General features: G+C 41.5%; 7 protein-coding genes. All 7 read left to right on the top strand.

The genetic code is table 11. The features are described 5' to 3' along the window. Window position 1: 1 nt before the first annotated feature. On the top strand, window positions 2–8965 hold the full coding sequence (locus tag FR7_RS04940) for a thioester reductase domain-containing protein (protein ID WP_064448905.1): 8964 nt from the start codon (window positions 2–4) through the stop codon (window positions 8963–8965). Window positions 8966–9082: 117 nt separating this feature from the next. Next, window positions 9083–9844, top strand: a complete 762-nt coding sequence (locus FR7_RS04945) for a 4'-phosphopantetheinyl transferase family protein (protein ID WP_007950360.1) — start codon at window positions 9083–9085, stop codon at window positions 9842–9844. 357 nt (window positions 9845–10201) lie between these two features. Beyond that, window positions 10202–10789: a glycerol-3-phosphate responsive antiterminator gene (locus FR7_RS04950; RefSeq protein ID WP_007950361.1), complete on the top strand. Its 588-nt coding sequence runs from the start codon at window positions 10202–10204 to the stop codon at window positions 10787–10789. Window positions 10790–11273: 484 nt separating this feature from the next. Beyond that, on the top strand, window positions 11274–12008 hold the full coding sequence (locus FR7_RS04955; RefSeq protein WP_007950362.1) for an MIP/aquaporin family protein: 735 nt from the start codon (window positions 11274–11276) through the stop codon (window positions 12006–12008). A 121-nt stretch (window positions 12009–12129) separates the two neighbouring features. Beyond that, the gene (gene glpK / locus FR7_RS04960; RefSeq protein ID WP_007950363.1) at window positions 12130–13623 is read left to right on the top strand and encodes a glycerol kinase GlpK; all 1494 of its coding nucleotides are present in this window, start codon (window positions 12130–12132) and stop codon (window positions 13621–13623) included. A gap of 284 nt (window positions 13624–13907) precedes the next feature. Continuing rightward, window positions 13908–15524 carry an anaerobic glycerol-3-phosphate dehydrogenase subunit GlpA gene (glpA, locus tag FR7_RS04965; RefSeq protein ID WP_007950364.1) on the top strand — a complete coding sequence of 539 codons (1617 nt, stop codon included), beginning with the start codon at window positions 13908–13910 and terminating at the stop codon, window positions 15522–15524. Beyond that, on the top strand, window positions 15511–16758 hold the full coding sequence (glpB, locus tag FR7_RS04970; RefSeq protein ID WP_007950365.1) for an anaerobic glycerol-3-phosphate dehydrogenase subunit GlpB: 1248 nt from the start codon (window positions 15511–15513) through the stop codon (window positions 16756–16758). The genes glpA and glpB overlap by 14 nt, the downstream gene beginning before the upstream one ends. Window positions 16759–16769 lie beyond the last annotated feature (11 nt).

Raw genomic sequence — 16769 nt, forward strand, 5'->3', positions numbered from 1 at the left:
AATGGAGAGTCAATTATCGTCTTTATATAAGCAGATAAAAGATAAAAAAATAAGCCGAGAAGATGCGATAAAGCAGATTCAAGAGTATAAAGCAAAGCATACACAGCAACACATACTTCCCATCCTAGAAAATCATGCGTTATCTAAGACTGCTACTCTGATAGAGGAAATACAGACTGTTTTGCTGCAGATGGCATCTGAATTATCCAGGGTAACAATTGAAGATATTGATCTAGAGGCCCAGTGGAATGAAAACGGGCTGGATCAGGTTATGCTGGCTGCATTAGCGGATCGGCTAAATCAGGACTATAAGCTTGAACTGCTTCCGAGCATATTTTATACACAATTAACCATACAGAGCTTTGCCGAATACTTGGTTAATGAACATTGCGATATGCTTGCTGGCCAGATGCAAGCAAAAGAATTATCACATCCCATAACTGAGAAAAGCAAAGTAATGACAGAATTTGAAGAAGAGCTGCTGAAGGAAAAAGCAATACGTTATTTCAAGCAGCAATTATCTTCTGTTCTTAAGCTTCCGGTGCATCGAATAGACGAAAATGCGCAAATGGAAAAATACGGGATCGATTCGATTATGGTTATGCAGTTAACCAATGAGTTAGAAAAAATATTTGGTTCTCTGCCAAAAACATTATTTTTTGAATACGAGAGTCTCCACCAGATAACCGACTACTTCCTTGCCGCTTATCGCACTGAGCTGATCAGAATTTTAAATGTGGAAGACGGGACTGCCATTTCGGCTAAATCTGACAGCAGTACTGGTGCAGAAAAGAAAAACTCATTGTTTAGGAGTTCCAGGAAGCTGCGTCCTCCAGAGTTTAGTGAAGGCAGCATTCGGCAAAAAGCAGCAGCGGGGGTGGATGTTGCGATCATTGGCGTTTCTGGACGTTATCCTGGTGCAAGAAATCTTCAGGAATATTGGAGAAACTTGCGGGATGGCAAGGATTGTATCACAGAAATTCCTAAAGATCGCTGGGATCATAGTTTATATTTTGATGAAGACAAGAATAAATTTGGTAAAACCTATAGTAAATGGGGTGGTTTTTTAGAGGGTGTAGACCAATTCGACCCTCTCTTCTTTAATATTTCGCCGCGGGAAGCCCAATTTATTGATCCACAGGAACGATTGTTTCTGCAATGTGTATTTGAAACGCTGGAAGATGCAGGATATACCAGGCAAAGCCTTGGATTAAAAGAGAATTTTAATATTGAAGGAAACGTAGGAGTTTATGTAGGAGTGATGTATGAAGAGTATCAGCTCTACGGTGCTCAGGAACAAATCCAGGGAAGGCCCATTGCTCTCAGCGGAAATCCATCGTCGGTTGCCAATCGAGTATCCTACTTCTTTAATTTTCATGGACCTAGTATGGCTATTGACACCATGTGTTCTTCTTCTTTGACAGCAATTCATTTAGCATGCCAAAGTTTGCAGCAAGGAGGATGTGAACTTGCAATTGCAGGTGGTGTAAATGTCTCAATTCATCCCAACAAATATCTGATGCTGGGACAAGGAAAGTTTATTTCAAGCAAGGGAAGGTGTGAAAGCTTCGGTCAGGGAGGTGATGGCTATGTACCCGGTGAAGGAGTTGGCGCTGTACTGCTCAAACCGCTGACGCAAGCCATTGCTGATGGTGATAATATATATGGAATTATTAAAGCAACAGCAATCAATCATGGCGGGAAAACGAATGGCTATACAGTTCCTAATCCCAATGCGCAAGCTCGGGTTATTAATCAGGCTTTTGCTGAAACTAGAATCAACCCCAGAATGATCAGCTATATTGAAGCACACGGTACGGGAACTTCTTTAGGAGATCCTATTGAAATCGCAGGACTGAGTAAATTTTTTAAAGAGCATACCAGAGACAAACAATTTTGTGCAATTGGATCTGCCAAATCAAATATTGGGCATTGTGAAAGTGCAGCCGGCATTGCAGGAGTGACTAAAGTATTGCTGCAGCTTAAATATCGCCAGCTAGTACCATCATTGCACTCCAAAACACTAAACCCGAATATCGATTTTAACAATACGCCATTCTTTGTTCAGCAAGAACTTGCAGAATGGAAAAGACCATTGATTAACATACATGGAAAAACAGAAGAACAGCCGAGAATTGCGGGTATTTCATCTTTTGGTGCGGGAGGATCAAATGCTCATGTTGTGATTGAAGAGTATATCCCGGAGAAGCAAAATCCGGTTATACATCAGATTTCACAGCAGCATCCAGCAATGATTGTATTATCAGCCAAAAATGAAGAGCGTCTTTTAGAAAAGGTAAGACAATTGCTGCTTATGATAAAGGAAGTGGGGTTCTTTGATGCAAATCTGGCGGAGATAGCTTATACGCTGCAAATTGGCCGGGAAACAATGGATGAACGTTTGGCGATTGCAGTGAATTCTATTAAAGAGCTGGAAGAAAAATTGAGTCGCTTTTTGGAAAGAGATGAGGATATCGAAAATTTGTACCGAGGGAAAAATAAGAACAATAAGGAAATATTGGCTGCTTTAGGCCCGGATGAAGATATGGCAGTTATGATTGATTCTTGGATGAGAAAAGGAAAATATACGAAGCTTCTCGAGGTTTGGGTGAAAGGACTAATCATTGACTGGAAAAAGTTATATGGAAAGGCAAGGCCTCGCAGAATCAGTCTGCCCACATATCCTTTTGCCAGAGAAAGATATTGGGTACCTGAAATTGAAACAGCGGCTGCCAATCCTATTCTGACCAGTACTGGAAATGCACGAATGCTTCATCCTCTGCTTCATCAGAATACATCGGATTTAGCAGAGCAGCGTTTTACCTCTACATTCTCGGGGAAAGAAACCTTCTTCGTGAATCATGTTAAAGGATTTAGAGCTCTGCCGGAGGCTGCCTGCCTTGAAATGGTGCGAGAGGCTTTACAGCAGGCTGCTGGAAGGCTACAAGAGGGACAGAAAATTTTGCTTACCAATATCAGGTGGATGTTTCCTATTGGTGTAGATGAATCTTTGCTTGAAGTACATATTGGACTAATACCTGAGGACAGCGGCGAAATTATCTTTGAAGTCTATAGCCAGGCCGGAGGCAGAGAGGAAGAAACGATCGTATACAGCCAAGGAACTGCTGTATTTAGTGGAGTTTCTGCAGAGAATATAGAATTGGACTTGGCTGCTATTCAAGAGCAGTGCAGGAATCATTTCAATGCCAGTCAGTATTATGAGGCATTGAGAAATGCCGGATATAATTATGGTCCGGAATACCAGGGAGTAGAAGCTGTATATGTCGGAAGAGAGCAAGTATTGGCAAAGCTGGTGATACCTTCCTGCATCGCAGAGACCCACCCGCAATTTATGCTGCATCCCAGCCTGCTGAATGCTGGGATGCAAGGGACAATCGGTTTCACATTGAATTCAGAAGACAGCAGGCTAATGCTGCCAGCTGCCTTGCAGGAACTTGAAATTCTTGGTCCTTGCTCGCCTGCCATGTGGGCTTGGATTCGTTACAGTGAAGGCAGTGCTGCTGCTGATCCATTACAACAGTTTGATATTGATCTGTGCGACACCCAGGGTAAGGTTTGCATACGTATGAAAGGTTTGGAAATGCAAGGGGATACAGAAGAAAGCACGTTTGGCGATTCTGTAGAGGTGGCAAGACAAAGCCTGGCAGTTCCTAAAAAACAGGAAGCTTTTGAAATGATGACATTTGAAGAAACCTGGCAGGAGAAAGCTTTGTCAAATCGTGGTCCGGCTAAGATCAGAACACTGGTTTGTTTTCTGTCCAATGCAGACAATCAAAACAAGGCAGCAGAAGAGCTTCAAACCCTTGATCCGCAAACAAGAATACTCTTCATCTCTCAACATCCAAATCATACAGCATCCTCCCATATCATTTATTCCATTTCCCGCAAAGATCCCTCTGCCTATGAACAGACATTTCAAAGCATCCGGGAGGAGTACGGCGAGATAGACGGGATGCTCTATCTGTGGTCAATAGAAGATGCCACATGTATTGAAGACTATTCCGTCATTGTGTATCTGCTGCAAAGTATTGCTGCCGTAAAACTAAAAGCCGGACGAGTCTTGCTGGGAGCACAGTTTGAAACAGGGCTGGAACGCTGCTATCTGGATTCCTGGATTGGTTTTGAACGCTCTTTAGGGCTTGTTCTGCCCAATACGCAAGTAGCTGTGATGTATCAAGAAAAAAGCGTCCGAGACCGGAAAGCGGCCATGGAAGATTGGCTGACCAAACTCTGGTCAGAACTGCAGACCGAGAAACTCCAAAGCGTTTTCTACCAAGGGGGAAAACGCTATGTATACCAGATTCAGGAAACGTTTCTAGAGACAGGCAGCAGCCTTTTACAGGCAGGAGGAACCTATCTCATAACAGGAGGGTGCGGAGGACTGGGCTTTCTATTTGCCAGGCACTTTGCCAAAACCCATGGGGCAAATCTAATTCTAACAGGCAGATCAGCCCTGGATGAGGAAAAGCAGGCAAAAATCAGGGAATTAGAAGCACTAGGCAGCCATGCCCTATACCTGCAGGCAGACAGCTGCGATGTAAGCAGTATGAAAACCGCTTTGGGAGAGGCGAAAGCAAAATATGGCAAGATTCATGGAGTGATTCATGCAGCGGGTCTGGCAGGCAGCCAAAGTCTATTTGAAAAAGACCTGGCAGGATTCAGGACGATAATCGAACCGAAAATTAAAGGCACTCTGGTGCTGGATGAAGTGCTTCAGGAAGAGGCACTTCATTTTATGTGCTATTTTTCCTCTTCCTCTGCCATCCTAGGGGATTTTGGTTCTTGTGACTATGCCATCGGCAATCGTTTTCAGATGGCGTATGCTCACTATCGGCAGGAAAAGCAGCTGGAGGGAAAGGCATATGGCAAGAGTCTGGTGATAAACTGGCCTCTATGGAAGGATGGAGGAATGGGAGTCGGTGAGGAAGAGAACAGCAAGCTCTATTTAAAATCCAGCGGCCAGCGTTTTTTAGAGGCCGAAGAAGGTACGGTTATGTTTGACTGCATTCTGTCCCAAAGTACAATCCAGCAGTTAGTATTAGTGGGGCAGCCCAGTCGGATAAAACGATTTTTAGGCTTAACTCAGGATGATGTTTCTCTTTCCCTCGTAAGCCTTAATTCACCGTCGAGAGGAAGACGGCCAGAAATGAAAGGCTTAAATCTGGAACAGTGTGTTGAATGGGACTTGAAAGAATATATCAGCCAATTGCTGAAGATTCCGTTCAATAAGCTGGATAAAGAAGACAACCTGGCAGACTTTGGCTTCGATTCCATTAGTCTGGCGCAGCTTGCTGCCTTATTGCGCAGCCATTATGGAATTGAAGTGACAGCAACACTGTTCTTTGGATATTCTACGATTGAAAAACTGACCCAGTATTTTGTAACTGACTATCGTAATATCATGGATGAATTCTATAAAGAAGAAGCTGTTTGGCAGCCTGTGGAGCAAAAGCACTCTACAGAAAAAGCAGTAGTGGGTCCCAAATTCCAAAATACCAGATTTGCTAGAAGGAGAGAAAAAAATGCTGAGGATACAAAACAGCAGGGTTCTATAGCAATTGTAGGTATGAGCGGTAAATTTCCTATGGCTGAAGATGTGCATGAATTATGGGAAAATATTGCGGAAGGCAGGGAATGTATTGCTGAGATTCCAAAAGAGCGCTGGGACTGGCAGGAATTTTATGGAGACTCTGTCAAAGAATTCAATAAAACCAAAATAAAATGGGGGGGCTTTATTACTGAGATTGATGAGTTTGATTCATTGTTCTTTAAAATTTCGCCAAAAGAAGCTGAAAGCATGGATCCTAAACAGCGTATGCTCATGACATTTGTCTGGCGGGCCATGGAAGATGCAGGGATTACCCCAAAAGAAATGTCAAAGAAATCTACGGGAGTCTTTATCGCAGCATGTCCCAGTGAATATACGGATTCGGTGTCGATGCAGAATAACAGTTTGGCACTGACATCTACTACGCCGACAGTGCTTCCTGCCCGTATTTCCTATGCCTTAGATTTGCAAGGCCCCAGCGAATATTGCGATACAGCTTGTTCCTCCACGCTTGTTGCATTGCACCGGGCAGTACAAGCTATTCAAAATGGTGAATGTGAACAGGCCATTGTAGGTGCTGTCAATTTACTGCTTTCGCCTTTAGGATTTGTTGGTCTTGATTCATTGGGGTATCTCAGCCCGGACGGAAAGGTAAGATCATTTCAGGCGGATGCTAATGGATATGCGAGGAGCGAAGGAGTCGGCGTACTCATTATAAAACCCTTGCAGCAAGCGATTAAAGACAAGGACCAAATTTTTGCAGTCGTGAAGGGAACGGGGGTTTCTCATGGCGGCAAAGGGATGTCGTTAACTGCCCCAAATGCAAATGGAATGAAAGCGGCTATGATTCAGGCATACCAAGCCGCAAAAATTGACCCGCGGACAGTGTCTTACATCGAAGCTCACGGGATTGCCTCTCTCTTAGGAGATGGTATTGAAATTGACGCATTGAAGGCAGGTTATCAGGAACTTGTGGCACGGCAAGCTTCAGAACATGTACAAAATCAGCACGTATGTCATATCAGCAGTTTGAAGCCATGCATTGGCAATGCTGAAGTGGCTTCAGGAATGGCTGCATTGATAAAAGTCATTTCAGCCATGCGCAATCGGATAATTCCGGGTATTGCTGGATTTACTGCTTTATCCGATCAGATTTCTTTAGAAGGGAGTCCGTTTCAAATTGCCGCGGGCAACTATGAGTGGAGTGCGTTAAAGAATATTCATGGCAGCAGTTTGCCTCGGCGTGCCAGCATCAATGGCTACGGATTTAGCGGGGTTAATGCACATGCAGTCCTGGAGGAATATGTTCCTAAGCGGGAAAAGGCGATTCTTCCAGAAGAAAATTTACCTTATATAGTGCCTTTATCAGCAAAAAACAGAGCTCGTCTTGATGATTATGTTCGAAAGCTCCTTCTATTTCTAAAAGCAAGAGATGGGTCAGCGGCGGATTCTGCCCTGCATTTAGCCGATGTAGCCTATACCTTTCAAGTAGGGCGCGAAGCAATGGAAACCAGAATCGCCTTTATTGTCAAAGACATAAAGGAGCTGATGGAAAAGCTGGCGAACTTCATCAATGGAACAGAAAATATTGAAAATTGTTTTATCGGAGATACTAAGCAAAGAATTGCTGCTCAGTTATTTGGGACAGATGATGATTTTGACGAGTTGCTTCATAAGTGGATTACAAAGGGAAAAATGAAAAAGGTGGCAGAACTATGGAGTAAGGGGATTTCCATCGAATGGGAATTGCTCTATCAGGATAGGAAACCCCAACGAATCAGCTTGCCAACCTATCCCTTTGCGAAGGATCATTATAAGATTTTTTCACAACAGGAAAAAAAATCTTCGGTTATTATCGAAAAGGCAGATATACAATCCGGAAATGAGAATCCTGTTCAAAGTAATCAGAAGGATAATTTGGAATATATTACCAGACTAGTTCAGGATACATTAGGGCTGCCTGCAAATGTTGCAATTGATCCTCAGAGCCAATTAAGAGAATTTGGAATGGACTCGATATCCGGGATTCAAATACTGGAAAAGATAAGGCAGAAACTAGGTGTCCAATTAGACGGCAGAAAATTTTTTACGGAATTTACGCTGCAAAGCATTATCAGTCAATTAGATGCAGTATCCCAGCAGGATACAACTCCTCTATCACCATGGGAAATGGACAAAAAACTACCTATGAACGTAACATTAAAATTGAAGAAAACTTCCTTTACGCATACTTCCTTGCCGGAGAACATCCTTTTGACTGGAGCAACTGGACTAATAGGGGCTTTTCTGTGCAATGAAATTCTACAGCAGACGTCTGCAACTGTCTATTGCCTTGTTCGCGCCGAATCAGCATCTTTAGGATTGCAGCGTCTACAAGAAAATTTAAATAAATTTGCATTGTGGCAATCGGATTATCATTCCCGAATTATTCCTGTTTTAGGAGATATAACAATGCCCCAATTAGGAATAGAAGAAATGATATATGACAAATTAAGTCATTCCATTGATGTGATTTATCATTGCGCCGCACTTCCCAACCATATATTAAATTATTATTCACTGAAAAGTGCGAATGTGAATGGTACCTTAGCGATGATAGAATTTGCGGCAAAGGGAAAAGTTAAACCAATACATTTTACGTCAACTATTGCAGTTTGCTCTCAGATGGATGGCGATGCCATATTGCCGGCACATCAAGAGGAAACTTTACTGGAACAAGGCAAGAATTTGACTAGTGGTTATGCACAGTCTAAATGGGTCTCAGAGCATCATCTCATGCAAGCTCAAGAAAGAGGGATTCCGGTTACCGTTTTCCGATGTGGAGAAATTACTGGATCTAGTCAGACGGGATATGGAATTGCTGAAGATATGGTGCATAATTTTTTAAAGATCTTTAGTGAAGTCAAAGTAATTCCAGATTGGGATGAAGGTGTAATGGATATCGTTCCCATTGACTATGTAAGTAAAGTAATTTTAACAGTGAGTCAGCAAAAAGACTGCTACGGGAAAATTTATCATTTAAATCATATACGGCCATTTCCAGTCAGAGATTTTTTTACCTATCTAGAGAGAAGAAATCCTTTGCTCACAAAAACGACCTTTGATGAATGGGCGGATTCTTGTTTACGCTATATTAGCGAATTAGCGGAAAGTCCAGTGAAAACGATCATGTTAGGATTTTTTACAAAACTTGATTCCGGTCCGAGAATATTTGAGTACTATTTTACTGATTTGGGCCTGAAAAATGAGAACCTTCAAAAGGTCTTGCAAAATCTTGACATTCACTTTCCACAGATGAACGATCAATGGTGGGAAAAGTGTATGAAGCAAATGCTGTTATTTGGACAAAAAGACACCCAGCTGGTAGATGGGGTAAAAGTTTCAGCATCTGTTTAAAAAGGGCGCATAGTTAAAGCTGATTTCCTCCCAAATACGGGTGTGTTTTTGGGAGGAAATCAAAAGAGTTGAAGGATGATAATTTGTAAAAAAATAATGAATTGGGAGTATAAGCGATTGAAGAGAAGTCGTGTTTATATAGATAAGCTGGACTTGATTAGAGCGGAAGGCAGCTACACAGCGTATCTATGCTGCTGCTATTTATCTGAAAAAATCGATTATGAAGGAGTGCTTCCTTATCTGCATGATCAAGAACGCCATTACTACAATACATTAAAATTTGAAAAGCGGATGAGAAGTTATCTGATAGGACGTTTTGCGGCTAAACAGGCAGTTGGTGCTCTAAATGGTGAAGAGAATTTAACAAACATTTTAATCGGATCGGGTATTTTTAACCAGCCCATTGTAGTTTCCAATAGACAAAACATTAAGGTTAGTATTACGCATTCGGGAGATCTTGGAGCAGCCCTTGCTTTTCCGGAAGCTCATCCTATGGGAATTGATCTTGAAACTGTTAATTGTCAGCAAAGAGAAGCTTTGGAAGGGCAGGCAACAGAGTGGGAAAAACAGAAGATTGTCTCTTTGCCAATAGAGTATGATGCAGGTCTTACGTTGCTATGGACAGCAAAAGAAGCACTCTCCAAACTTTTGAAAACCGGATTAATGACTCCATTTGAAATTTTTGCAATTTCAAAAATGGAACTAAACGACCATTATATAATGTGTTATTATAAGAATTTTCCTCAATATAAGGTTATTGGATTTACGATTCATAATTGTATATGTTCCATTGCTTACCCTTTAAAGACCGAACTAAATTTCAATCCATTAACCTTAAAATTAAAAATTTTTGATTTGCTAACACCAGAATACAGATGAAATCTTTAAGTTCGGTCTAGTGATTAGTAGTAAACTTTTAGTATTTTTTTGTAAAGTGATGATTCATAATAGAAATAAATTTCTTTGTTTGGTATAATGAAGCGACGAAACTGCTGAGATAAACTTTTTTTGTGTGATTGACAATGAAATCTAATATTGTAAACAATGTTAGATTTATAACATCATAGAATTAATAATCTAAATAAAAATAGTAGTTTTTTTAGATCAGTTCTTCAAATCTTTAGAGGGTGACTGCGTTCGAAATTTGAAATTTAGAGTACTGTTCAATTTCATTTTGCTAAAGTCTGAGCTTATGGTAATGAAGTAATTATAAATAAAAATGAATGGAGTGGAAAAATGACAATGGACGTTCTTAAATTTTTAGCCAGTGGCCCTGTAATTCCGTCGGCCCGTTCTATGGAAGATTTTAAGGTGGCTTTAACCCATACGGTTTCTCCCAGTGTAGTATTACTTTTTGGTGATATTAATACATTGCCAACTCTTATTTCCCAAGCAAATGAATATAAAAAACGCATTGTTCTGCACTTAGATCTATTTGATGGTATTGGTAAAGACAAAGCAGGTATTAAATTCTTAGCACGACTAGGGATTCACGCTATTATTACAACTAAATCCCATTTGTGCCGATTTGCGCGGGATGAAGGAATGATTGTGGTACAACGTTTATTCTTAATGGATTCAGATTCATTGCGTACCGGTTTGAATTTAGTGCGTAATTTTAAACCAGATGCCATTGAAATATTACCTGGATCGGTGCCTGAAAGTGCAGTACAGGAACTAGTTCGTGAAACTGGTCTGCCAATTTTAGCCGGTGGTTTAATACGCACAAAGGAAGATGTGAAGAATGCGATAGAAAGAGGAATTTCGGCAGTGAGTACCAGTCGGCGGGATTTATGGGATGATATTATGGTTAATGACAAGTAAAAAGATAAAGCCCATTATTACCGTATAAAAAACACATTTTAAAAAATTATTAAATAATATGATAAATTCAGTTTATTTAGCAGGAGTTTTAACTGCTGTGTAGAAGTATAACAACATAGAGAAAAAGAATCCGCTTGATAGTTTAAATACATGAATGTTGCAACAAAGTAGTAACTAAAAATTTAGTTTTAAAATGTTAAAATTTTCAGTCTATTTAGCAGGAGATTTCAATATGATGTAGAAGATATAATTAAAGTAGAATTTGTTTTTTCTATTATGGGATTCAAAATAAATAACTTTGGACTAGAGATTAAAGAGAAGTCCGTTTATTCCTCTGAATATGTATATATAGAGGCGTGAATGGAGTTCTCTTTTTTGTCTAAATATTTAATGGTAAAGGATGGTGGTTATGGAAATAAAAAGGTGAGAGTTTGGTGAATAAAAGAAAAAACTCTATTCGAAAAATTAAGGAGGAATTGGACTAATGCCAAATTTATTATTAGGTGAATTTATTGGATCTGCGATTTTCTTTGCTTTTGGTTGCGGTGTTGTAGCTAACGTATCATTGAATAAGTCAAAAGGTAATGGTGGTGGACCTATTGTAGTTTATACTGGATGGGCAATGGGGGTAATATTAGGTGTAACTGTGTCCCTTGCCATTGGTAATACTGGTGATTTGAATTGTGCGGTTACTTTTTATAAAATGTTAATGGGCTTGTATACGGTACCTGTTGCTCTCAGCATAATGGCAGTGCAAATTCTTGGTGGTGTTCTTGCTGGTGCGCTGGTTTGGTTAGCATACCTTCCTCACTGGGAAGCTACTGAGGACAAAGGTGCTAAACTGGGTGTGTTCTGCACTAGCCCTGCGATTCGTAGTTATGGTGCCAATGCGCTTTGCGAATTTTTGGTAAGTACAATGTTATTTTTAGTATTCTTTAGTATGGGTAGCAAGTTTGTGTCCGGTCCTAATGGTTTTCCTAGTGGATTCGGTACTTATATGGTCGGTTTGTGCGTTTGGGCAGTTGGTTTGAGTTTCTGCGGTCCTACTGGGTATGCTTTGAACCCTTGCCGTGATCTTGGCCCTCGTATTGCTCATGCTATTTTGCCTATCGCTGGTAAAGGTGGTTCCGACTGGGCTTATTCTTGGGTACCAGTAGTAGCTCCTATGGCTGGTGGCGGCGCTGCTTATGTAATTGCCAAAGCGCTTGGACTTATTTAATAGTTAATATTGAAGTTAGTTGTTTAAAGTACATTTATTTAGTAAATCTTGGAGAGCATAAGTATAAGATAAATTATTAAGAGGTTAAAGATCTTGAAATATTAAAGGAGTGACTTTTAAAATGACAAAAAAATATGTAATGGCCCTTGATGCAGGTACGACAAGTAACAGAGCGATCATATTTGATCAAGATTCTAATATTATTGCAGTAGCACAAAAAGAATTTACACAAATTTTCCCTAAAGCTGGTTGGGTTGAGCATGATGCGGATGAAATCTGGAGCACACAAATTGAAGTAATGAAGCAAGTTGTGCAGCAAGCTGGTCTGAATGCTACTGATATTTCCGCGATTGGTATCACCAATCAACGTGAAACTGCAGTGGTTTGGGATAAAACTACTGGCAGACCGATTTATAATGCAATTGTATGGCAGTCCCGCCAAACAATGGATATCTGCAATGATTTAAAAGCCAAAGGTTTGGAAGCTGAATTCAAACAAAAAACAGGTTTGGTTGTAGATGCATATTTCTCTGGAACCAAAGTAAAATGGATTTTAGATCATGTAGAAGGTGCTCGCTCTAAAGCAGAAAAATGCGAATTGCTGTTTGGTACCATTGATACTTGGCTAATCTGGAAATTAACTGGCGGAAAAGTACATGTTACTGACTACTCCAATGCTTCCCGTACGCTGATGTACAACATTCGCGAATTAAAATGGGATGAAAAACTTCTTGAGTATTTAACTGTACCGGCATGTGTACTTCCAGAAGTTAAATCTTCCAGTGAGGTATATGGTCAAACAGATGTTGCTGTCTTTGGTGCTGCTGTGCCTATTTCTGGTGCTGCTGGTGATCAGCAGGCTGCATTGTTCGGTCAAACTTGCTTCCAGCCTGGTATGGCAAAAAATACCTATGGAACTGGCTGCTTCATGCTGATGAACACAGGCAGTAAAGTATATGAATCTAAAAATGGCTTATTAACTACCATTGCTTGGGGTCTTGATGGTAAAGTGGATTATGCTTTGGAAGGAAGCATCTTCGTAGCTGGCTCGGCAGTACAGTGGCTGCGCGATGGTTTGAGACTGATAGAAGCGGCTCCTGATTCTGAATATATTGCTAAAAAAGTAAAAGATGCTGATGGCGTATATGTAGTACCTGCCTTTGTTGGTCTTGGTGCTCCATATTGGGATATGAAAGCTCGCGGTGCGATTCTTGGTTTGACCCGTGGAACCAGCAAATCTCACGTTGTTCGTGCGACGTTAGATTCTATGGCTTACCAGACAAAAGACGTACTGAGTGCCATGGAAGCTGATTCCGGCATTAAATTGCAGGCATTAAAAGTAGATGGCGGCGCTGTTGCTAATAACTTGTTAATGCAATTCCAGGCAGATATCTTAGGCGTTCCAGTGGATCGTCCTAAAGTGACTGAAACGACTGCTCTTGGTGCAGCTTATCTTGCAGGTTTAGCTGTTGGCGTATGGAAAACCAAAGAAGAGCTGATCAGTACTTGGCAGCTTGACAATCGTTTCGAGCCTACCATGGATGCTGCCCAAAGTGCAACATTGTACAAAGGCTGGCAAAAAGCGGTTAAGCGCGCTATGGACTGGGAAGACTAAATCCAATTTAATAGCTATTAAAGGGCTGAGATAAGAGATCCCTTTGTGTTCGATCAAACGGATACAAAGGGATCGTATTTGCTTTTTCCTGATTCTCAATAGAGTTTGTAAATTTGGGGAAAAAGCGCGGAAAGAATACGGATAACCGCAGAGACGCAGAGCGCACTGAGGGGTATTTTTTATATCTATCTATTTTTCTCTGTGTTCTCTGCGCCTCTGCGGTTAAAAACACAGGTGCAGCTAAGTTTTGGTTCAAGGATTTACTTTAGAAAAGGGGGATTGAGATGCAAAAGACGACAGTTGTAGTAATTGGTGGCGGTGCCACAGGGGTTGGTATTCTGCGTGATTTATGCATGCGGGGAGTTGATGCAATTCTTCTTGAGCAGCAGGATTTAGCCTATGGTACCAGCTCGCGTTATCATGGACTTTTGCATAGCGGTGGTCGTTATGCGGTAAAAGATGCCGAGGCAGGCAAGGAATGTATTGAGGAAAATACAATTTTACGTAAAATTGGCAGACATTGTGTAGAGCAAACAGAAGGATTTTTTGCTCGCACGCATTTAGATGACGAGGCATTTGAAGGAAAATGGGTGGAAGCATGCGCAAAAGTAGGAATTCCTACTATTCCCATTTCCGTAGAGGAGGCTCTTCGTTTAGAACCCAATCTAAGTCCCAAAATTAAGTCTGTATATCGGGTGCCGGATGCGGCCATCGATGGTTTTCGCATGGTCTGGCAAAATGTAGCATCGGCACGCAAATATGGCGGACGGGTACTAACCTACACTACCGTTATAGGTATCGAACAAAGTAATAATCAAGTGGTGGGCATTAAGGTTCGCAACACATTAACTGGTGAAGTCAGTAACATTGCTTGTGATTTCATTGTCAGTGCTGCTGGCTCTTGGGCTGGAGAAATTGCTGCTTTGGCAGGGATTAACGTAAATGTGCAGCCAGACAGAGGAACTTTAATTGCTTTTAATCATCGGATTACCAGCCGTATCGTGAATCGTTTGCGTCCGGCTTCCGACGGAGACATTTTTGTTCCCCACGGCTCCATAACGATTTTAGGTACCACATCTGCATCAGTAAACAAGCCGGATGATACGGTGCCGAACGCAAAAGAAGTAGTAGAACTCTTGAATATTGGGGAAGCTTTATTTGAAGATATCAGAAGCTATCGCATGCTCAGAGCCTTTGCCGGAACCAGGCCGCTGTATAGTGCGGATCCAAATGCAACAGGCCGTGGAGCATCTCGTGGTTTTGTGACTCTTGATCATGCACACGACGGATTAAAGGGTTTTGTCAGCGTAGTAGGGGGGAAATTCACTACCTATCGCTTAATGGCAGAAAAGGTAACCGATCTAGTATGTGGTTACTTGAATGTCAAAACACCTTGCCGTACAGCGGTAGAAAATCTTGTTGAGGATACTTCTCCTGCACTGATGGCAAAAGCTCGCTTGTATTTTCCTGCTTATGGTGCTGAACTTGCTGCTTCACGATTAGGTTCAGAAGGCTTGGAAAAGGTAATTGCCCGTATACAGGAAAAACCGGAAAAACGCCAATTATTGTGTGAGTGTGAAAATGTAACAATGGCTGAAGTGGAAGAAGCGGCAGCTGACAGTACCAGCTATATGATTAGCGATGTTCGTCGTAAGACTCGTATGGGGATGGGAACTTGTCAGGGAGCTTTCTGCACATTCCGCAGTGTAGGCGCAGTGGATGCCAATGGATTGTCATGGGGCAAAGATACCAATGTGTTATTCAAAGAATTCCTGCAAGGCCGCTGGAAAGGGATTCGTCCTATTTTGTGGGGCAATGTCATGCGTGAAATGGAACTGACCCGGGGAATTTATGAAGGAACTTTAAACATAAATGGAGCGATTGACAATGAGGGAATATGATATTGTAGTAATTGGCGGCGGCTTAGCAGGTTTAATGGCGGCGGCTGCAGCGACAAAACGCGGCAAGAAAGTAACACTATTGTCTTTAGGTTCGGGAACCTTAACCATTGGCGGCGGCATCGTTGATGTAATGGGATATTTGGAAGGCGGCATACCGGCAGCTACTCCAAGTGCAGGGCTGCTGCAAGTCGGTGAAGGTCATCCATACAAAAAAATTGGTCGCCCGGCAATCGAAGAATCGATTCGCTTCTTTAAAGAAATTTGCGAGCAAGAAGGATATTCCTATATTGGAAATCTAGACAAAACCCAATGGATACCGACTGCTGCTGGTACATTAAAACCAACTTGTCTTGTTCCCAAAACAATGGACACGACAGAACTTAAAAAAGCAGACAAAGTAACTGTATTGGGATTTGATGCATTAAAGGATTTTTATCCTAGCTTAATCGCCAAAAACTTTAAAAAGATTCCTGCATTTGCGCAAAAAGAGTATGAAGTCGTGATGGTTGATCCAAAACTATCTGAAGGCCGGGATGTTACTGCTTTGGATGTGGCTCGTTGGTTAGATACAGAGGAAGGTCTTGCAAGCTGCATTGAAAAGATGCGTAACGTGATTGATTCCGGCAGTGTGGTTATCATTCCGCCCGTATTAGGGACTCGTCCGGATTATGCAGTTAAAGAAAAATTAGAAAAAGCTTTAGGGTGTCATTTCATAGAAACAGCTTCTGTGCCTCCATCCATTACTGGTTTGCGCCTGCGTACCATGTTAGTACGATATCTGAAAAAAAATGGCGTACGAATTGTAGAACAAGCTATTGTAGCAAAATCCATTGTGGAAGACGGCAAATGCGTGGCAGTGATCACAGAAGGTGTGGATCGGGAACGTACCTACTATGCTAAATCCTTTATTTTAGCAAATGGCGGTTTCTATGGCGGTGGTCTGCTTGCAGAGCCAGGTAAGGTGATCGAGCCTATTTTCAATTTACCTGTAGAGGCTCCAACGGATCATGAATTGTGGGCGAATTATTCTTTATTCTCCAGTGAAGCACAGCCTTTTGCGAAACTTGGTTTAGATGTTGACGAAAAAATGCGTCCTCTTGATGCCAACGGCAAAGTGCTACTAAATAATGTTTATGTTGCGGGACGTAATCTGCGCGGCTATGATTTCAGCTTTGAGAAATCAGGGAATGGTGTAGCAATTGCGTCAGGTTATCAAGCGGCTATGTCAGTGTAAGGGGAGAAAAA

Source organism: Pelosinus fermentans DSM 17108, assembly GCF_000271485.2.
GTDB lineage: Bacteria > Bacillota > Negativicutes > DSM-13327 > DSM-13327 > Pelosinus > Pelosinus fermentans.

What these genes read in the sequence shown, in the direction of transcription:
- FR7_RS04940 (WP_064448905.1), top strand. Translation starts at nt 2, where the DNA reads ATGGAGAGTCAATTATCGTCTTTATATAAGCAGATAAAAGATAAAAAA.
- FR7_RS04950 (WP_007950361.1), top strand. Translation starts at nt 10,202, where the DNA reads ATGACAATGGACGTTCTTAAATTTTTAGCCAGTGGCCCTGTAATTCCG.
- FR7_RS04955 (WP_007950362.1), top strand. Translation starts at nt 11,274, where the DNA reads ATGCCAAATTTATTATTAGGTGAATTTATTGGATCTGCGATTTTCTTT.
- glpK (WP_007950363.1), top strand. Translation starts at nt 12,130, where the DNA reads ATGACAAAAAAATATGTAATGGCCCTTGATGCAGGTACGACAAGTAAC.
- glpA (WP_007950364.1), top strand. Translation starts at nt 13,908, where the DNA reads ATGCAAAAGACGACAGTTGTAGTAATTGGTGGCGGTGCCACAGGGGTT.
- glpB (WP_007950365.1), top strand. Translation starts at nt 15,511, where the DNA reads ATGAGGGAATATGATATTGTAGTAATTGGCGGCGGCTTAGCAGGTTTA.